This window comes from Paenibacillus pasadenensis (assembly GCF_002864175.1).
Lineage (GTDB): Bacteria > Bacillota > Bacilli > Paenibacillales > Paenibacillaceae > Paenibacillus_O > Paenibacillus_O pasadenensis.
Genome location: NZ_NFEZ01000004.1, coordinates 2240574 through 2260176 on the forward strand (window position 1 = coordinate 2240574; position 19603 = coordinate 2260176).

The window sequence follows — 19603 nt, forward strand, 5'->3', positions numbered from 1 at the left end:
TTCTGGAGAGCGGGGCTTTGCCCGTTCATGGAGGGAAGCGCTCATGGAGCCGTTCAAACGAAAGTCGCCGGAAGAGATTCTGGCCTCCATCCTCAAGCTGAAGCGCGGGAGGCTGAACATCCTGGTCGGAGCGGTCGCGGGCTCCGGCAAGACGTACCATATGCTGCGCGAAGGAGAAGAGCTGCTCCGCCAGGGCGTCGACGCCGTCGTGTCGCCGCCGGTGGAGGAGAGCGGCGAGGCGGCCTCCGCTCCGGCCGCGCAGCCGCCGCTGGAGACGGTGGCGGGCGTCGCCTGGAGCCGCGGCGAAGCCGTCGATCTCGATGTCGAGCTGCTGCTGGAGCGCAATCCCGAGGTCGTCCTCGTGGACGATCTGGCTCATCGCAATCGGCCGGACGCGCCTCGGGAATCCCGGCTGGAGGATATCGAGCTGCTGCTGGCCCGCGGCATCAGCGTCGTCACGACCGTCAACATTTACGAGCTCGAAGGAGCGGCCGCGCTTGCGCGCAGCTGGATCGGGCTGAGCATCGACCATCCCGTGCCGGCTCGGGCGCTGGAGCTGGCCGACGAGATGAGGCTGATCGACGTCACGCCGGATACGCTGCTGGAACGCGCGGCCGAAGGGGCGAATCCTTCGCTGCCGCCGCGTTGGCTGGAGCGCGGGACGCTCGGGCGGCTGCGCGAGCTTGCGCTGCGCACGATGGCGGAGGGCGTGAACGGCACGCTCGAAAAGCATCGCGAGGAGCTCGGGCTCGCCGGTCCGTCCGGCATCGCCGAGCGCGTGCTCGTCGCCGTCCAGTACCACTGGAACGGATCGATCCTCGTGCGGCGCGGCCAGCAGGTCGCCAAGCGGCTCGGCGGCGAGATGGACGTCGTCGCCTTCGTCCCGTCAGGACGGGCGCTGCGCGTGGAGGAAGAGGCGTTCCGCCGCTCCATCCGCCTGCTCGCCCGCAAGGTCGGCGCTTCGTTCGAGGAGCGTACGTTCCGCTCTCGCCGCCGCCTGCCGCGGCAGCTGCTCCATTTCGCGCTGCAGCGCAAGGCGACCCGGATCGTGCTCGGCCACTCGCGCCAGACGCCGTGGCAGGAATGGCGCCGAGGCTCGATCGCGAACCGCCTGCTGACGATGACGCGCAACATCGACCTGCTGTTCGTCGCCGACCGCTCCGATTGGACCGGAGAGCGCATCCTGCCCGCCCGCAGCCCGGAGCGCGAGCCGCGCAGCCGCTACCGGCGGCTGACGGATCAGGAGCTCAAGGCGGAGATCGGGCAGCTGCGGCGGGGCAGCTTTAAGCTGTACATCGGGGCGGCTCCGGGCGTCGGCAAGACGTACGCGATGCTGCGGGAGGGAGGCGAGCTGCTGCAGAAAGGCGTCGACGTCGTCATCGGCCTGCTCGAGACGCATGGCCGGGAGGATACGCAGGCGCAGGTCGGCGCGCTCGAGATCGTGCCTCGCCGCCAGGCGCAGTACCGGGGGACGCTGCTGGAGGAGATGGACGTCGACGCCATCCTGCAGCGGCGGCCGGAGGTCGCGCTCGTCGACGAGCTGGCCCATACGAACATCCCTGGCAGCGAGCGCCGCAAGCGCTGGGAGGACGTGATCCGGCTGCTCGACGCCGGCATCTCGGTCATCTCGACGATGAACGTGCAGCATCTGGAGAGCCTAGGCGACGCGGTCGAGCAGATCGCCGGCGTCGTCGTGCGCGAGACGGTGCCGGACCGGATCCTGCGCCTCGCCGACGAGGTGCAGCTCGTCGACGTCTCGCCGAAGTCGCTGCAGGCGCGGATGAAGGCGGGCAAAATCTACGCTCCGGAGAAGGTCGAGGCGGCGCTCGGGCAGTTTTTCAAGCTCGGCAATCTGATCGCGCTGCGCGAGCTCGCGCTGCGGGAGCTGGCCGACGATGTCGACGAGCGGCTGGAGTCATGGGACCGCCGCGGGTCGCTGCGCGGTCCGTGGCGGAGGGAGGAGGTCATCTTCGTCGCCGTCACGGCCAGTCCGAGCGCCGAGCGGCTCATCCGCCGCGGCTTTCGGATCGCCTACCGGCTGAAGGCGGCCTGGCATGTCGTCTATGTGCATGGCCGCGGACCGCTCGCGCCGGAGCTCGAAGGCCGGCTGGAGCAGCTGCGGCAGCTGGCGGAGCGGCTCGGCGGCAGCTTCCGGCTGCTGCGCCGGGAGCAGCGGCAGCCGGCTGCCGCCGCGCTGCTCGGCTGGGCCGCGGAGAAGAAGGCGACGCAGATCATCGTCGGCCAGCCCGCCGGGCGCAGCTGGAGGCCGTTTTGCGCCAACCGTCTCGTCCGCAGCGTGCTGCGGGAGGCGCGCCGTCTCGACGTGCTCGTCGTCGCCGATTACGAGGCGGATTCGGGGAAGCTGGCCAAGGCCTTCGCCGAAGAGGAGACGACGTAAGCTACCTGTCGGACGGCCGACTATGATACGATCGGAGGTGGACTTGCCGCAGGGAGCGGCAAGAGATAGGAGGGGGAGCCATGAACAAGCCCGCATGGAACGAGGCGGAAATCGAGCGCAGCTGCGGCAAGCTGTCCAGCCGCAAGGGCAGGCAGCTCGCCGAGCGCGGGCTCGTCGCCATCCGCAGCGGCAATGCCGGCTCGGACGTGATCCGGGCGGAGGTGTTCGGCAAGCCTGTCGCGCATGTGGAGCTGCGAGTGAAGCCAGGGAGCCTCCCCGAAGCGTCCTGCAGCTTTTGCCTGGACATCGGCTCCTACGGCCAGTCATGCAAGCATGTCGCGGCCGTGCTCTATGCGCTGCGCCGCGGCGAAGGCGCGGGTGCGCCGGCCAAGCCGTCGTCGGCGGCAGCGGGGCCCGGCCCCGGCGGCCGGGAGCGGACGGCGACCGAGCGCGCGCTGGACGGCCTGAAGCAGGCGTTCCAGCGGCAGCCGCGTCCCGGCAGCGGCTTGTCGCGGCCGGCGCTGTTCGATGCCCGCGAGCGGCTGGAGCTGCGGTTCGACTTCGAGCCGCGCGCGAGAAGAGGCGAGCCGCTGCTGTGCGTCGGCCTGTCGGTGCGGCTGGCGGACGGGTGGAAGCCGATCTATCGGTTGCGCAGCTTCCTGCGCCGAATCATGGAGAGCCGCAAGGCGACGATCACCTCAGCGGAGGCGTACGATCCGGATAGGCATCGGTTCGAGACGGCTTCGGCGGCGCTGCTGCGCGGGCTGGCGCGGATCGCCTCGACCGAAGCGCTGCTGCGGGCGGACGGCTCCGGCCAGCCGGGAGAGCGGGAGGATCGGCTCGACATCCCGCCCGGCGACTGGGACGAGATCGTCCGGCTCGCGGAGGCCTGCTCCGAAGCCCGGCTGCACGGCGGCGACCGGCCCGCCCCGTTCCGGCTCGACCGGAGCGAGTCGACGGGGCTGCGCTTCGGGCTGGAGACGGCGAGCGATGGCGGAGGCGTGCTGACGTCCAGCGGCCTCGATGCGCTGCTGGCTCTGCCCGCGTACGGCGCCGCGCTGGGGCATGGCCGGCTCATCGCGCTCGGGCACGAGGGCTGCGGCAGGCTGACGGCGCTGCAGGAGCTGTTTCGGCCGCTGCCGGAAGGACGGCTCTCGCTCTCCCGGCCGCAGCTGGAGGAGCTGGCGCGGCATGTGCTGCCCGGCCTCGGACGAATGGCGGAGGTGAGCGTGAGCCCGCAGATGGCGCAGCGGCTCGATCGTCCGTCGCTCAAGGCGAGGCTGTATCTCGACCGGGTGAAGGACCGGCTCGTCGCGGATCTGGAATTCCGCTACGGCGACATCGCGATCGAGCCGCTGCGCGAAGGGGACGAGCCCGCCCATGGCCGCATCCTCGTGCGCGACCGGGAAAAGGAAGCCGACATCCTGGACCTGATGAAGGAAGGCCGCATGACGCTGACCGAGCAAGGCTGCAGCCTGTCGAGCGAGGAAGAGGAGTTCGCCTTTTTGTACGAGATTCTGCCCCGGCTCGAGCGCTTGGTCCAGGTGTATGCCACGACGGCGGTCAAGACGCGGCTGCATCCCGATCCGCCGCCGCACATCCGGGCGCAGCCGGACGAGCGCACCGACTGGCTGGAGTTCCGCTTCGAGATGAATGGAATTCCCGAGTCGGAGATCCGCGCCGTGCTGCAGTCGCTCGAGGAGAAGCGGCCGTACCACCGGCTGCGCAGCGGCGCGCTGCTGCCGCTCCGGTCGGAGGCGTATCAGCAGCTGGTCCGCTATATCAACGAGACCGGCTTTGCGTACGCCGAGCGGACCGCCTACGGGTACCGGGCTCCGGCCGCTGCCGGCGTCTCGCTGCTGGAGGAGCTGGCCGGCAGCCCGCTCATGGCGACGAGCGCGGAGGCGGAGCGGCTGCTGCAGGAGCTGCGCCATCCGGAGCGCAGCGCGGACTTGATCCCGGAAGGCTTGAATGGCGTGCTGCGAGACTACCAGAAGGCCGGCTACCGCTGGCTGAAGGCGCTGGCGCGCTACCGCTTCGGCGGCATTCTGGCGGATGAGATGGGACTCGGCAAGACGGTGCAGGCGATTGCGTTCCTCCTGTCGATCCGGGAGGAGATCCGGCGGACGGGCCGGCCGGCGCTTGTCGTCTGCCCGTCCTCGCTCGTCTACAACTGGGCGGCCGAGCTGGAGCGCTTCGCTCCCGAGCTGAGGGCGGTCGTGGCCGACGGGGCCAAGAAAGAGCGGCTCCGCAAGCTCGCGGCGGCCGGCACCGGCGAGGCGGACGTCGTGATCGCCTCGTATCCGCTGCTGCGGCTGGACGCCGAGAGCTACGGGGCGCAGCCGTTCGCGGCGCTGCTGCTCGACGAGGCGCAGACGATCAAGAACGAATCGACGCAGACGGCCCGCGCCGTGTCGGCGCTGACGGCGGAGTACCGCTTCGCCATGACGGGCACGCCGGTGGAAAATCACGCCGCGGACCTGTGGTCGATTTTCCACGCGGTCTTTCCAAGGCTGCTCGGCTCCAAGCGTCAATTCGAGGAGATGCCGCGCGAGGAGCTGGCGGCGAGGACTCGGCCGTTCCTGCTGCGCCGGCTCAAGCGGGACGTCATCCGCGAGCTGCCGGACAAGATCGAGACGCTGCACAGCGCCGAGCTGCTGCCGGAGCAGAAGAAGCTGTACGCCGCCTACCTGGTGCAGCTGCAGCAGGAAACGCTGCGGCATATCGACAAGGACGAGCTGGAGCAGAACCGGATCCGCATCCTCGCCGGCATCACGCGGCTGCGGCAGATCTGCGACCACCCTGCGCTGTTCGTCGAAGGCTACGAAGGCGGCTCCGCCAAGCTCGAGCAGCTCGCCTCGCTCGTCCGCGACGCGCTTGAGGCGGGCCGGCGGCCGCTCATCTTCTCGCAGTTCACGTCCATGCTCGCGCTCATCCGGCGTCGTCTGGAAAAGGAAGGGCTGGACTGCTTCCAGCTCGACGGCTCGACGCCGAGCCGGGAGCGGGTGGAGCTGTGCCGCCGCTTCAACGAAGGCGAGCGCGACGTCTTCCTGCTGTCGCTGAAGGCGGGCGGCACCGGACTGAACCTGACCGGCGCGGATACGGTCATCCTGTACGACCTGTGGTGGAATCCTGCGGTCGAGCAGCAGGCGATGGACCGCGCGCATCGGATCGGGCAGCAGCGGGTCGTGCAGGTCATCCGCCTTGCGGCGCGAGGCACGATCGAGCAGAAGATGCATGAGCTGCAGAGCCGCAAGCTGCGGATGATGGAGGAGCTCGTCCGGCCCGCAGGCGCGGAGGAGGGAGCCGAGGCGCTCTCGGATCGAGAGCTGCTGGAGCTGATCAGCGTCGTGCCGCATGCGGGCGGACGGATCTGATTTTATTGAAAAACGCAAAGACCCGAGACCATGCAGAGCCGGCTCTGCATGGTCTCGGGTCTTCGTTTTTGCGCATCGGCGGCGGTCCTCATCCGAAATCAAGCCATCTGATGGATCGCCCAGGTGGAAACGTTTGCGGCGGCACCGCCGAGGTTGAGGTTGACCGAGAGGCCGTTGGCGACATAGTAGATGCCGATGACGTCGCCGGCATTGAGCTGGTATTCGCCGACCATCGTGATCGTCGCGGAGCCGAGGATCGCCCGCAGCGTCAGCAGGAGGGCGATGTTGAAGTCGAGAACCGGGAACAATCCCGTGACAAGAACCGTCGAGACCGGCGACGTGCGCTGAATGACGAAAGCCGGCGTCACGCTGGAGCCGAGAGAGACGCTGAGCGACGCGGTCGTCGAGTAGCTGATCGTCGCCTCGATGGAGTAGCGTCCGGTCACGGGCACCGTATAGTTGCCGCCCGTCGGGTCGAATCCGGTGCCGGGGTAGAACGGCGACGCGGTGCTCCAGCCCGTCAGCTGCGTGCTGCTCGACGACGTGGTCGGCGTTCGCGTGGCGGAGAAGCCGTTCGAGAGGAAGTTAGGTCCCGTCGCGCCCGTGATTCCGGTCGCGCCCGTCGGGCCAGTGAATCCGGTCACGCCCGTCGCGCCCGTGATTCCGCTCGCTCCGGTGAAGCCAGTCGCACCTGTTGCTCCGGTCGGACCTGTCGGGCCGGTGGCGCTAGTGGCTCCAGTGGATCCGGTCGCTCCTGTAACGCCCGTAGTGCCGATTGGGCCTGTTGCCCCGGTCACGCCCGTCGTGCCAGTGGACCCAGTAACCCCAGTAACCCCAGTAGCCCCAGTAGCTCCGCTGGGACCCGTTGCGCCGGTGGTCCCGGTCGTCCCCGTCGCGCCTGTAAATCCAGTCGCACCCGTAACTCCGGTGGTGCCAGAGGCTCCAGTAACCCCGGTTGCCCCAGTGGCGCCGGTCGTCCCCGTCGTGCCCGTAAAGCCGGTCGTACCAGTAGCGCCTGCAGCTCCAGTTATTCCAGAAACCCCGGTCGTTCCGGTCACGCCAGTAGCGCCGGTCGTCCCCGTCACGCCTGTAGATCCGGTCTCTCCAGATATGCCGGTGGCTCCGGTCGCACCAGTCGGGCCTGTCGTTCCTGTGGCGCCCGTAAAGCCGGTCGCCCCGCTAGGACCCGTCGTCCCCGTCACGCCAGTTGTACCAGTAGCGCCGGTCACACCAGTAGCGCCAGAAACTCCAGTTGCTCCGGTCGTTCCGGTCGTTCCGGTCGTTCCGGTCGGACCGGTCGCTCCGGTCGTCCCCGTTGCGCCTGTGAAGCCCGTCACACCAGTAAGGCCCGTTGCGCCAATCTCGCCAGTAACGCCTGTAGCTCCTGTTGGTCCCGTCGCGCCTGTTGCGCCTGTGAATCCCGTCGCCCCCGTCACACCAGTAGTGCCAGTTGTTCCTGTAGAGCCAGTAGCGCCGGTCACACCAGTCGTCCCAGTAAGGCCAGTTACCCCGGTCGTCCCCGTCGTGCCCGTAAAGCCCGTCGCACCAGTAGCGCCAGTCGTCCCGGTCACGCCAGTCACGCCAGTCACGCCAGTCTCGCCAGTAGGCCCGGTCGTTCCGGTCGCACCCGTGGTGCCAGTAGCGCCGCTAGAACCCGTCGCGCCCGTAGAGCCCGTCGCTCCGGTCGCGCCAGTTGCACCAGTTGTCCCGGTAAGGCCAGTTACCCCGGTTACGCCCGTGTCTCCAGTTGCCCCGGTCGAACCTGTCACACCCGTGATGCCAGTAGCTCCGCTAGAACCCGTCGCTCCCGTAAAGCCAGTCGCTCCGGTCTCCCCAGTTGGACCAGTCGTCCCCGTAAAGCCAGTCACTCCGGTCACGCCAGATGCCCCGGTCGCACCTGTCGCCCCAGTGTCGCCAGTGACTCCGCTCAAACCCGTAACGCCAGTAGCGCCTGTGATTCCAGTCGCCCCAGTTGGACCAGTCGTCCCCGTAAAGCCAGTCACTCCGGTCACGCCAGATGCCCCGGTCGAACCTGTCGCCCCAGTGTCGCCAGTGACACCGCTGGAGCCCGTCGCGCCAGTATCACCAGTGAAGCCGGTCGCGCCCGTAAAGCCAGTCGCTCCGGTCGCACCTGTCACACCCGTGATTCCAGTCGTACCTGTAATTCCAGTTGCACCAGTGGCCCCGGTAGGGCCTGTCGCGCCAGTAGCGCCAGTCGTACCTGTAAGGCCAGTTACTCCAGTCGCGCCAGTGTCGCCAGTTGCCCCGGCAGGACCTGTCGTACCTGTGGTGCCAGTAGCGCCGCTAGAACCTGTCGCGCCAGTGAAGCCCGTCGCACCAGTAGCACCAGTAGCTCCGGTCGCCCCAGTCGTCCCCGTTAAGCCCGTCGCCCCGGTCACGCCCGTGTCGCCAGTAGGCCCGGTCATTCCAGTCGCCCCCGTGGTTCCAGTAGCACCGCTAGAACCCGTCGCGCCCGTGTCGCCCGTAGAGCCAGTCGCTCCGGTTGCACCAGTCGTCCCCATGTCACCAGTCGCCCCGGTCACGCCCGTGTCGCCAGTAGGCCCGGTCGTTCCGGTCGCCCCCGTGGTTCCAGTAGCTCCACTAGAACCCGTCGCGCCCGTCTCGCCAGTGAAGCCGGTCGCGCCCGTAAAGCCAGTGGCCCCAGGCGAACCAGTCGCACCTGTGGTGCCACTAGCCCCGGTCGCACCTGTTACACCTGTGGTTCCAGTGGTTCCGCTAGAGCCCGTCGCGCCCGTAAAGCCAGTAGCCCCGGTTGGACCTGTCGCACCTGTGGTTCCAGTAGCGCCGCTAGAACCCGTCGCGCCCGTGTCGCCCGTGGCCCCGGTCACGCCAGTGTCTCCAGTGAAGCCCGTTGCACCTGTAAAGCCGGTCGCACCTGTTACACCAGTCGTTCCTGTAAGGCCAGTTACTCCGGTTGCGCCAGTGTCTCCAGTCGCGCCGTTTAAACCAGTCGCCCCCGTGATCCCAGTAGCACCGCTGGAACCCGTAGCGCCAGTCTCACCAGTGAAGCCCGTTACACCCGTAGAGCCAGTCGCTCCGGTTGCACCAGTCGTCCCCGTTAATCCAGTCACTCCGTTTACGCCAGTCGCCCCGGTTGAACCAGTCGCCCCCGTGGTGCCCGTAGCGCCGCTGGAACCCGTAGCGCCAGTGAAGCCAGTCACCCCCGTAAATCCAGTTAGCCCGGTCGCTCCAGTGTCTCCAGTAGCGCCCGTCGTCCCTGTAAAGCCCGTCACCCCGGTCACGCCAGTTGCCCCGGTTGGACCAGTCGCCCCCGTGGTTCCAGTCGCGCCAGTGTCTCCAGTGAATCCGGTCGCACCTGTAAAACCAGTTGCACCTGTCGCGCCGGTTGCGCCAGCAGCCCCGGTCGCACCGTTAGAACCTGTCTCGCCTGTAGCGCCCGTCGTCCCTGTAAGGCCAGTTACTCCTGTCGAACCCGTGTCGCCCGTGGGCCCGGTCGAACCTGTTGCCCCCGTGGAGCCAGTAGCTCCGCTAGAACCCGTCGCTCCAGTCTCGCCAGTGAAGCCCGTCGCACCTGTAATGCCCGTCGTTCCCGTGGCCCCGGTTGGACTTGTAGCGCCGGTCGCTCCCGTCGCGCCTGTAAAACCGGTTACGCCAGTGGCCCCAGTCATGCCAGTCGCACCAGTATCGCCTGTAAAGCCGGTCGCACCAGTAGCGCCCGTCGTCCCTGTTAAGCCCGTTGCCCCGGTCACGCCCGTGTCGCCAGTTGCCCCGGCTGGACCTGTCGCCCCCGTGGAGCCAGTCGCTCCGCTAGAACCTGTCGCGCCTGTGTCGCCCGTAAAGCCCGTTGCACCTGTAATACCAGTTGCACCCGTGGCCCCGGTAGGACCTGTTGCGCCTGTAAAGCCGGTCGCCCCGATCGAACCTGTCGAACCCGTGTCGCCCGTGGCCCCGGTTGCACCTGTCGCCCCCGTGGAGCCAGTTGCTCCGCTAGAGCCCGTCGCTCCAGTATCTCCAGTGGAGCCCGTCACGCCTGTAAAGCCAATTGCGCCTGTCGCCCCAGTTGCACCAGTCGTCCCTGTAAGGCCAGTCACCCCGGTTGCACCCGTAAAGCCCGTCGTCCCAGTGGCCCCGGCTGGACCTGTCGCCCCCGTGGAGCCAGTAGCTCCGCTAGAACCAGTCGCGCCTGTGTCTCCAGTGAAGCCCGTTGCACCTGTAAAACCAGTTGCACCTGTCGCCCCGGTAGGACCTGTTGCGCCTGTAAAGCCGGTCGCCCCAGTTGCGCCAGCAGCCCCGGTCGCACCGCTAGAACCAGTCGCACCAGTAGCGCCCGTCGTCCCGTTAAAGCCAGTTGCTCCTGTCGAGCCAGTGTCGCCAGTTGCCCCGGTCACGCCCGTGTCGCCAGTTGCCCCGGTCGAACCTGTCACACCCGTGTTTCCAGTAGCTCCGCTAGAACCCGTCGCGCCCGTCGCGCCAGTAAAGCCAGTAGCACCCGTCGTCCCCGTAAGGCCAGTTATCCCGGTCGCTCCAGTGTCTCCAGTGAAGCCCGTCGCACCTGTAAAGCCCGTCGCTCCAGTGGCCCCGGTTGGACTCGTAGCGCCGGTGGCTCCCGTCGCGCCTGTAAAACCGGTTACTCCGGTTACGCCCGTTGCCCCAGTAGCGCCTGTCGTCCCTGTTAAGCCAGTAGCCCCGGTCGCACCAGTGTCGCCAGTAGCCCCGGTCGAACCAGTCGCTCCAGTAGTCCCAGTAGCTCCACTAAAACCTGTCGCGCCCGTGTCTCCAGTGAAGCCCGTCGCACCCGTGGCCCCGGTTGGACCCGTGTCGCCAGTAAAGCCGGTCGCGCCAGTTGTCCCGGTAAGGCCCGTGGCTCCGGTCACGCCCGTGGCCCCGGTCGCACCTGTCGAACCAGTCGCGCCTGTGGTTCCAGTAGCTCCGCTAGAACCAGTCGCGCCCGTGTCTCCCGTGGCTCCTGTCGAACCAGTCGCACCCGTGATTCCAGTGGCCCCGGTTGAACCCGTTGCACCTGTAAAGCCGGTCGCACCAGTAGCGCCCGTCGTCCCTGTTAAGCCCGTCGCGCCCGTAAGGCCAATGGCTCCGGTCGCCCCAGTTGCCCCAGTAAACCCAGTCGCCCCGGTCATGCCCGTGTCTCCGGTTGCGCCGGTCGAACCTGTCACACCTGAGGATCCAGTAGCGCCGCTAGAACCCGTAGCGCCGGTCGACCCAGTTGCACCCGTTGTCCCGGTAAAGCCGGTTATTCCGGTCACGCCCGTGTCGCCAGTGGCCCCGGTCGCACCTATCGCACCTGTCGCACCCGTGATTCCAGTCGCCCCGCTAGAACCCGTAGCGCCAGTGTCGCCAGTGATTCCGGTCGCACCTGTCGCCCCCGTGATTCCAGTCACCCCGGTCGCACCCGTAGCGCCAGTATCGCCAGGGAGGCCAGTCGCACCTGTAATACCAGTTGCGCCAGTAAAGCCGGTCGCCCCGGTCGCGCCGGCTGCCCCGGTCGCACCGCTAGAACCTGTCGCGCCTGTGTCTCCAGCGAAGCCAGTCGAACCCGTGATTCCAGTCGCACCCGTGGCCCCAGTTGCACCTGTCGCACCCGTAGCGCCAGTCGTCCCCGTAAATCCAGTTGCTCCTGTCGAGCCAGTGTCTCCCGTGGCCCCGGTAGAACCGGTCGCCCCAGTGACGCCAGTAACTCCGCTCGCACCCGTAACGCCAGTCGCGCCAGTGAAGCCAGTCACCCCTGCGACTCCGCTCGGACCCGTAGCGCCGGTCGCCCCGGTTGCACCCGTGGTCCCCGTAAAACCAGTCACCCCGGTCAAGCCCGTGTCTCCAGTCGCCCCGGTTGCGCCAGCAGCCCCGGTCGCACCGCTAGAGCCAGTCGCGCCCGTGTCTCCAGCGAAGCCTGTCGCACCTGTGATGCCAGTCGCACCCGTGGCCCCAGTCGCTCCAGTCGTACCAGACACGCCAGTAGCACCAGTATCGCCTGTAAAGCCGGTCGCCCCGGTAGGACCTGTTGCGCCCGTGTCTCCAGTCGCCCCGGTCAAACCAGTCGCTCCAGTAGTCCCAGTAGCTCCGCTAGAACCTGTCGCCCCAGTCGCACCGCTAGAACCTGTCGCCCCAGTGACGCCAGTAACTCCGCTCGCACCAGTAACGCCAGTCGCCCCAGTCGGGCCCGTAGCGCCGGTCGCACCCGTGGCTCCGCTCAAACCAGTTGTACCTGTCGCCCCAGTAGGGCCCGTCGCTCCTGCAACACCAGTCGCCCCCGTCGCCCCGGTGCTGCCCGGAGGCAGCAAAGGCACGATCAGGCCAAGCTCTTCATTCACCAGCGCCTTGATTTTTCCGGCATCACAAGGCCGGCAGGGAGCCTTCGGCCGCCGCCGCTTCCTCTGGCAAGGCTTCATGCCGCCGCTCGGCCGAGTCGCCTTGCGTCGCTTGGGCTTCGCGCATGCCTTCCGGCCCTCCGCCTCGATAAGCCGCTCCAGCTTTCGCGCCAGCTCTTTTCCCGACCAGCGCTTATCCGCCAGCGTAGCAGCGCACCGAAGCAGCCTGCGCAACGATGGGCGGGATTTGAATCGTTTCTTGCCGCGCCTTGAAGGGGCCACTCTCCGCCGCTCCTTTCTAGCTGCCGAGCGCTCGAGAGCGGTCGGTCCTTCGATGTTGCCTGTATATGCGGCACGAGGCCGGGAGGTGAAGCCGCGCTAGGCATGGAGAGCGGAGAATGCGAATACGGTGGAGACAGGAGGGATGAGCTGTGATCACGATCAGCCTGTGCATGATTGTCAAGAACGAGGAGGCGGTGCTGGCACGGGCGCTGTCCTCCGTCCGGGAAGTCGTGGACGAGATCGTCATCGCGGATACGGGCTCCGAGGACCGCACCGCAGAGATCGCGGCCTCGTTCGGAGCGAGAGTGGAGCCGTTCGAGTGGATCGACGATTTTGCCGCCGCGCGCAACTTCTCCTTTTCTCATGCCAAGATGGACTACATCCTCTGGCTGGACGCCGACGACTACGTCGAGCCGCAGGACGCCGAGCGCCTGCTGGAGCTGAAGCGGACGCTGGACCCTTCGATCTGGCGGGTGACGATGCCGTACGTGCTCAGCCGCGGGGCGGATGGGGAGCCGCTGTCGAGCCTGCGCCGCAACCGCATCGTGCGCAGGGATCGCGGCTTCCGCTGGATCGGGGCGGTGCATGAGTATCTGGACGCCTCGGGACCTCATCTGGACGCCGATGCGGCGGTGCAGCACGGCAAGGACAAAGCCTATACCGACCGCAACCTGCGCATCTACCGGCAGCGGCGGGAGCGGGGAGAGGCGTTTTCGGTGCGCGATCTCTATTACTACGCCAACGAGCTCAAGGATCACGGCATCCATGACGAAGCGGCGATCCATTACGAGACGATGCTGCGGACCGGCGAAGGCTGGGTGGAGGACAATCTGCAGGCTTGCATGAAGCTCGCGGCGTGCTACGAAGCGCTCGGGCAGCCGGAGCTGCGGCTGCAGTCCGCCTTGCGCGCGCTTGCTTACGACAAGCCGCGGCCGGAAGGCTGCTGTGCCATCGGCAACGCCTTGTTCGACAGCGGCAGCTACGGCATCGCGGCCTATTGGTACGAGCAGGCGCTGAAGGCGGATTGGCCGTCGACGATGGGCTTGTCCGATCGTACGGCCGGCACCTGGTATCCGCATCTTCAGCTATGCCTCTGCTATGACCGGATGGGGCTGTACGCCAAGGCGCATGAGCATAACGAAGCTGCGCTGCGCCTATTTCCGGATCATCCGAGCATGCTGCACAATCGGGCCTACTTCCGGCAGACGCACGGTCTGGCGGGCGACGGGGAGGCAGGAGAGGAAATAGAGGAAATGAAAGGTTAGAGCTTTCTCATTTATTTCTAACAAAGGGCGGCCGAGCCAAGCCGTCCTTGGTTTTCCGCTCTTTGTGGAAAAATATAGGGCGATTCATTTCTGGTATGCTCAGGGTACAACTTGCACCCAAGGAGGAAGCATCCAGAATGAACAATAGTTGGGCAAGCCGAAACAAGATCAAGGTGGCGCTGAGCGCGGCAATCGCTTTTGGAGCCGTAGGCGGGGCCTGGATTCCCGCCTCGAGCACCGTTTCGGCGGCGGCATCCTACGAGACCAAGATTACATATGGCGTCAACATGAGGGTTCAGGCCAGCGCCGGATCGGACAAGATCCGCATGCTGAAAAAAGGAGAGCAGGTCCACGTCGTCGGCCAGGCGAACGCCTACTGGCTGCATGTGCTGACGCCGCGAGGCGAGAGCGGCTATATTTCCTCCTCCAGCCAATATTCGACCTACTCGGGACCGAGCGGCTCGACCGGCGGCACGACGTCCCCAGGCGTCTCCTCCAAGCGCGACCAAGTCGTCTCGATCGCGCAGAGCTATATCGGACGAGTCAGCTACGGCTACGGCGTCCGCAACGAATCCCGGCTCATTTTCGACTGCTCGTCGTTCACGCAGTTCGTCTACGGACAAGCCGGCGTCAGCCTGAAGTGGGGCACGAGCGTGCAGAAGAGCCAAGGCCAGGCCGTCAGCCGGGCCAATCTGCAGAAGGGCGACCTGATCTTCTTCGATACGGTCGGCTCAAACAACGGCGTCATCAATCACGTCGGCATCTACATGGGCAACGGACAGTTCATCCACAACACGCCTTCGGCGGACGGGGTGGCGATCCACAGCCTGACGAGCGGCTGGTGGAAGGACCGTTACGTCTCCTCGCGCAGCGTGATCTGAGCAACAACAAGCGGCGCATGCAAAAAAGCAGCTCCTCGCACGGCCGGAAGACGGCCGCTCGGGAGCTGCTTTTTTTCATTCTGCGATCAAGGAGCCGTCCATTCCCGGAACGACTTGTAATGGTCCTCGGTGACGTAATAGAGGCCGTCGTTGGAATAGACGACCCGCTTCGCGTTGCGGCAGCCCGACTCGTACTCGGCATCCGCTTCCCGCCAGATCCGGCCGGACTTGGCCGGCAGCAGCCCCTCGCGGTTCTGGAAGCGGTCGCCGCCGATGCTCGCTCCGGGCAGCACGTCGGCGAGATTGCAGGACTTGGCGTTCCAGCCGCGCTTCCGGGCCTCGGCCTTGGTCAGGAAATGCTCCGGCAGCTCGCCATGCTCCCGAAGATGGCCGATGATCGTAGCGAAGCTGTTGTCCGCGCCGTCTGCTCCGGAGCCGCCGCGGGCTGCGTCCTCCGTCCGCAGGGCGCAGCCCGCGGCCAAAAGGACAGCGAGCAGCAGCAGGCAGCCTGCGCGGAACAAGCGGAGCTTCATTCGACGCTCACCTCGAAGCCGTCCAGCTCCGACTCGACGTCCTGCAGCAGCTGCAGGAGCGCGCGCGCGGCATCCTCGCCGAGACGAACCCGGCTTTCCTCGAAGCGCAGCCACCGCAAGCGGAGCGGCGGCGCGGCATAGTCGCCGAGGCAATCGTAGAGAGCGTCGAGGTTGCGGCCGTAATGCTCCGGAAAGCCGAACTGCTCCGCAAACCAATCGTGAATGTCGTTCCATGCCTGCAGCTTGCTTCCGTCCAGCAGCAGCTCTCTCATGTCGAGACCCCCTTTTCCAGCCTGCATGGCAAGGGACTTGCCGTTTCCGGCAAGTCCCTCTCCGCTTCTAGTCTACCATCTCAGTTCCACTTCGTGAAGGTGACGTAATGATCGCTCGTCGTGTAGTACAGGCCGTCATTTGAATAGAGGACGCGGGAAGCGTTGCGGCATCCGGAGCTGTAGTAGGCGTCCGCTTCCTTCCACGTCCGTCCGCTTTTGGCCGGGAGCTTGCCCTCGCGGTTCTGGAACGTATCGCCGCCGATGCTGTAGCCCGGAGCGACGGTCGCCAGATTGCACTGGCTCGATACCCAGCCGCGGCTCGTCGCCTGGCTTTTCGTCAGGAAGTTCGGGGGCAGCTTGCCGTTCGCCTTCAGGTAGCTGATGATGCCGGCAAAGTCCGTAGGCCCGGACACCGCGGCGGCGGCGGACGGAACGGCTTGCAGCCCGAGCTGCGGCGAGCTGCCGAGGACGAGCGCGAGAACAAGAGAGATGCTGGCGATGAGACGGACGACGGATTTCATGACTTCATGCCTCCTGACATCGAATGGATTGGAATTCGCTCCGATTATACCAACGATTGGAAGAAAGAGGGCTATACATTTTGTAAAGCGCGAGCCGGACAGATTGTCGGAAAAAATCCGCATTCTTTATATTATTTTTACGGCTGCGCGCCGGGCTTGGGGCGGCTCGGTGCGGTATAATGGGACGATATCGGTTGGAAAGGGTGACGGAGCATGGCGGAAGCAGCCGCACAGCCGAGCTGGCTGCCCTATGCGGCGGTAGTGGCGGGCACGGCCGCCCTGACCGCGCTCATGCGGGTGCCCGAGCTGGGCATGGATCCGGTCAACGCGGCGCTGATCTATTTGTTTCCGATTCTGATCGGAGCGGTCTACGGCGGACGCGGTCCGGCCGTCGCCGCAGCGGGAGCGGGCATATTGGCGTTCGACTTCTTCTTCGTGCCGCCGGTGCTCAGCTTCACGGTGGCGGACCTGCGCTATCTGGTCTCGTTCGCCGTCTATCTGGCCGTGGCGCTGCTCACGTCGGAGCTGGCCGGACGGCTGAAGCGGCAGGTGCGGCAGGCGGTCACGCAGCAGCGGCAGACCGCGATCCTGTATGACATCAGCCGGAGCATGAGCGACGTAGCGGATGTCGAGTCGCTCGTGCGGACGTTCCGGGCGGGCATCGGCAGCCTGACCGGGGAGGAGACGGTCTTTTATTTGCCGGGAAAAGACGGACGTCTCGTCCGCTACGGCGCCGACCCGGCGGCTGCGCCGGATGTGGAAGAGGAGCGCATGCGGCGGATCGTCGAGAGCGTCGCCCGGCAGGAGGCCGGGGACGCGGGCAGCATCCGCATCCTGGACGGAGCGACGCTGCTGCTCCCGCTGACGGCCGAGGAAGAGTCTCTCGGCGTGCTGCTGCTGCGGGGCGACCCGCAGCAGGCAGGGGCGTGGCCGGCGGACCGCACCCGCTGCGAGGCGATGGCCGGCCTGGCGGCGGGCGCTTTGGCCCGTATCCGCAGGGGCGAGGAGGCGAGGCTGGCGCAGGTGACGGCCGAGTCGGAGCGGCTGCGGGCCGCGCTGCTCGACTCCGTCTCGCATGAGCTGAGGACGCCGCTCGCGGAGATGATCGGCTCGAGCAGCGCCCTGCTGGAATCGGGGGCGCTGTTCGGCGAGGAGGAGCGGCGCGAGCTGCTCGTCTCGATCCGCGGAGGGGCTTTGCGCATGAACCGGCTGGTGGCCAATTTGCTCGGCATGGTCCGGCTGGAGAGCGGCCTGCTGCGGCTGAGGCGGGATTGGGTCGGCACCGACGAGCTGGTCGGCGCGGCGCTTCGCCAGCTGAAGGAGGCTCGGGGCGAACGGGCGGTCGAGCTGCGGCTCGGCGATCCCGCCCCTCTGCTGCGGGGAGATCCGGTGCTGCTGGAGCAGATGCTCGTCAATTTGATCGGCAATGCGGTCAAATATTCGCCGGACGGCAGCCGGATCGTCATCGCCGCCGAGGAGCGGGAGGGCTTCGTGCGGATCGCCGTCCGCGACGAGGGCATCGGCATTCCGGAGGCGGACCGGGAGCGGATTTTCCAGAAATTTTATCGCAGCGGCAATGCAGCGTCGGTGACCGGGACGGGACTCGGCCTGTCCATCGCCAAGGCGGTCGCCGAGCTTCATGGCGGCTCGATCGCCGCCGGACCCGGGGACGGCGGCATCGGCGCCGTCATGACCGTCGAGCTGCCGGCGGCTGCAACGGACCAGACAGGAGGCGGAGAGCATGACGAATAAGGCGGGCGGAGCGCGCATCCTGCTCATCGAGGACGAGCCGCAAATCCGCAAGCTGCTGCGGATGACGCTGCAGGCGCATGGCTACGAGGTGCAGGAGAGCGTCACGGGCGAGGACGGCCTGCTGCAGGCAGCGGCCGGGCATCCCGACCTCGTGCTGCTCGATCTCGGCCTGCCGGACGGTCCGGGACTGGACGTGCTGAAGCGGCTGCGCGAGTGGTCGCCGATGCCGGTCATCGTGCTGACGGCCAAGGACGGCGAGGAGGACAAGATCGAGGCGCTCGACAGCGGGGCGGACGATTATGTGACCAAGCCGTTCGGCACGGGGGAGCTCGTCGCGCGCATCCGCGTCGCCCTCCGCCATGCGGCGGGCGGCCCGGCGGCCGAGCCGGTGCTGCGGTTCGGGCGGCTGACGGTCGACTTGGCGCAGCGGATCGTGGAGCTGTCGGGGGAGCGGGTGAAGCTGACGCCGACCGAGTACGATCTGCTCAAGGCGCTCGCGCAGCACGCGGGCAAGGTGATGACGCAGAAGCAGCTGCTCCGGCAAGTATGGGGACCGGGCCATGTCGAGTCGGAAGGCCATTATCTGCGCGTCTATGTCGGCCATCTGCGCAAGAAGCTCGAGGACAACGCGGCCGATCCGCTCTATATCGCGACCGAGCCGGGCATCGGCTACCGTTTCCTGACGGGCGAGCGCGAGAGCTGATCGGGCGGGATGCCAGCAGCGGACAGACCGTCGGTTTCGCAAGGAGCAATGGCCCTAATTTGCCGTAAATTTAAAACGAATATTAAAAATGGGAGAGCAGGAGTAGGCAAGAAGTGTCCAAGATGGTTCCAACAACAAGGCATCGGCACCCAGTTACTGGGAGCCGATGCCTTGTTGTCGATGAATTTTTCGAGCCGCTTAGAAACGGTACCTTCTTCAGTGGCCTCAATCTCTTCGAAGCGTTTTTCCGTCTTTTTAGCCCCTCATTGAATCAGCGCGTTCGGTTCCCGCTAGGAGACATTTGGCTAATAACCTCAATCTGCTTTCGAGCCGTTTCCATTTTGTAGACCTCGTCGTCTGCTCCACCTTGAACAGAAAATTCCGCAATGGCCGAAACCTCATATACGCCCGGATTTTTAAACCGGTACGGATGCTTTTCTGAAATAACCTCGCTTCCTGCCATTGGATGCACAACCCCTATATCGTTCCTTGCAATCATGTTAATCGACTTACCGGTGTATGACATAATAAAACACGGGCTCTCCACTTAAGATCTCGACTCTCCGTTCCGTCTTATTCATTAATTCAACGTCAATCGTAAAATCCTCGTTTGCTTTAACTTGCTGTGGAACCGAAACATGAACGGAGAAAAGCTCGTTTGCAGCGTTTGATGTGGCGGATGGAGTGCCGTTTATCTTAGTAGTCATTGATTCATCAGGTCCCGAAGATTGGCAGCCCAACAATGCTAGAAAAAGGATAATTACCAACTTGTTCAAAATAAACACCTCCAGCTCCGCAGACGTACCATAATATGCTTTTGTTTCACTTCAGTTGGGTTAAGATTTTTGTTACTGCTTAGGTCTTCCTTTACACGAAGAGGGCCTTTTTTCTTCATAAAGAGGAAACCGACGCCGCGTGTCGAAGGAATGACGAACCAGATTTTGGTGAGGTTATACTGTGAAACCGACCGTACAGATGGTGGATAAAATGAGCAAAGGGACTCCGGAGATTGAGATTGGCTCCTGATCGCTGCGAAGCCGACAGTTTGCCACGCCGATTTTGCTCCATCAGCAGGGAAGGCGCAGAGGACTGCAGCTGATGATCGACTTGGATAACCGAATAGAGATCCGCTACGGGAAGCACCCGTTCGCATTTGCCCCACGCGAACAGGTGCTTTTTGCCTTTTTATGGGTTCTAAAGGATGCAATTGGTGTCAATCCCGGTAGGAAATTCCGATAAAGAAGGGAGTCAGGAATGGAACAATCGATGATTTTTAGTGGCATGAGCCGCAGCGGAACGACTGCGGAACCCCAAATA

General features: G+C 65.6%; 11 protein-coding genes. 6 read left to right on the forward strand and 5 right to left on the reverse strand.

Annotated elements, in window-relative coordinates; translation table 11 throughout:
* Nucleotides 1-43: 43 nt before the first annotated feature.
* Both B8V81_RS19080 and B8V81_RS19085 read left to right on the forward strand, forming a co-directional pair.
* A complete protein-coding gene (locus B8V81_RS19080; protein ID WP_101808978.1) occupies nt 44-2398 on the forward strand; it encodes a histidine kinase in 2355 nt (784 codons plus the stop codon).
* An 80-nt stretch (nt 2399-2478) separates the two neighbouring features.
* Nucleotides 2479-5775 carry a DEAD/DEAH box helicase gene (locus B8V81_RS19085; protein ID WP_101808979.1) on the forward strand — a complete coding sequence of 1099 codons (3297 nt, stop codon included), beginning with the start codon at nt 2479-2481 and terminating at the stop codon, nt 5773-5775.
* Between the two features lie 98 nt (nt 5776-5873).
* On the opposite strand, the gene B8V81_RS25545 is transcribed toward B8V81_RS19085, so the two are convergent.
* Nucleotides 5874-10892 (reverse strand): beta strand repeat-containing protein, encoded by a 5019-nt coding sequence (locus B8V81_RS25545; RefSeq protein ID WP_244912828.1) that lies wholly within the window; start codon nt 10890-10892, stop codon nt 5874-5876.
* Nucleotides 10893-12508: 1616 nt separating this feature from the next.
* Between B8V81_RS25545 and B8V81_RS19095 the strand changes: the two genes are divergently transcribed.
* Together B8V81_RS19095 and B8V81_RS19100 are read left to right on the forward strand one after the other, a co-directional pair.
* Nucleotides 12509-13624: a glycosyltransferase family 2 protein gene (locus tag B8V81_RS19095; RefSeq protein WP_028599601.1), complete on the forward strand. Its 1116-nt coding sequence runs from the start codon at nt 12509-12511 to the stop codon at nt 13622-13624.
* Nucleotides 13625-13761: 137 nt separating this feature from the next.
* Nucleotides 13762-14505 (forward strand): C40 family peptidase, encoded by a 744-nt coding sequence (locus tag B8V81_RS19100; protein ID WP_052333397.1) that lies wholly within the window; start codon nt 13762-13764, stop codon nt 14503-14505.
* 86 nt (nt 14506-14591) lie between these two features.
* Here B8V81_RS19100 and B8V81_RS19105 read toward each other — a convergent pair whose 3' ends face one another.
* The 3 genes from B8V81_RS19105 to B8V81_RS19115 form a co-directional block, all read right to left on the reverse strand.
* On the reverse strand, nt 14592-15038 hold the full coding sequence (locus B8V81_RS19105) for a ribonuclease domain-containing protein (protein WP_028599602.1): 447 nt from the start codon (nt 15036-15038) through the stop codon (nt 14592-14594).
* On the reverse strand, nt 15035-15310 hold the full coding sequence (locus B8V81_RS19110; protein WP_028599603.1) for a barstar family protein: 276 nt from the start codon (nt 15308-15310) through the stop codon (nt 15035-15037). The genes B8V81_RS19105 and B8V81_RS19110 overlap by 4 nt, the downstream gene beginning before the upstream one ends.
* An 80-nt stretch (nt 15311-15390) precedes the next feature.
* Nucleotides 15391-15831 (reverse strand): ribonuclease domain-containing protein, encoded by a 441-nt coding sequence (locus tag B8V81_RS19115; protein WP_028599604.1) that lies wholly within the window; start codon nt 15829-15831, stop codon nt 15391-15393.
* Nucleotides 15832-16044: 213 nt separating this feature from the next.
* Between B8V81_RS19115 and B8V81_RS19120 the strand changes: the two genes are divergently transcribed.
* Both B8V81_RS19120 and B8V81_RS19125 read left to right on the forward strand, forming a co-directional pair.
* The gene (locus B8V81_RS19120) at nt 16045-17583 is read left to right on the forward strand and encodes an ATP-binding protein (RefSeq protein WP_101808980.1); all 1539 of its coding nucleotides are present in this window, start codon (nt 16045-16047) and stop codon (nt 17581-17583) included.
* Nucleotides 17573-18286 carry a response regulator gene (locus B8V81_RS19125; protein ID WP_028599605.1) on the forward strand — a complete coding sequence of 238 codons (714 nt, stop codon included), beginning with the start codon at nt 17573-17575 and terminating at the stop codon, nt 18284-18286. Before B8V81_RS19120 ends, B8V81_RS19125 begins: the two co-directional genes overlap by 11 nt.
* Nucleotides 18287-18557: 271 nt before the next feature.
* Here B8V81_RS19125 and B8V81_RS24995 read toward each other — a convergent pair whose 3' ends face one another.
* Complete coding sequence (locus B8V81_RS24995) at nt 18558-18749, reverse strand: hypothetical protein (protein ID WP_127464330.1); 192 nt, start codon at nt 18747-18749, stop codon at nt 18558-18560.
* Nucleotides 18750-19603: the final 854 nt, after the last annotated feature.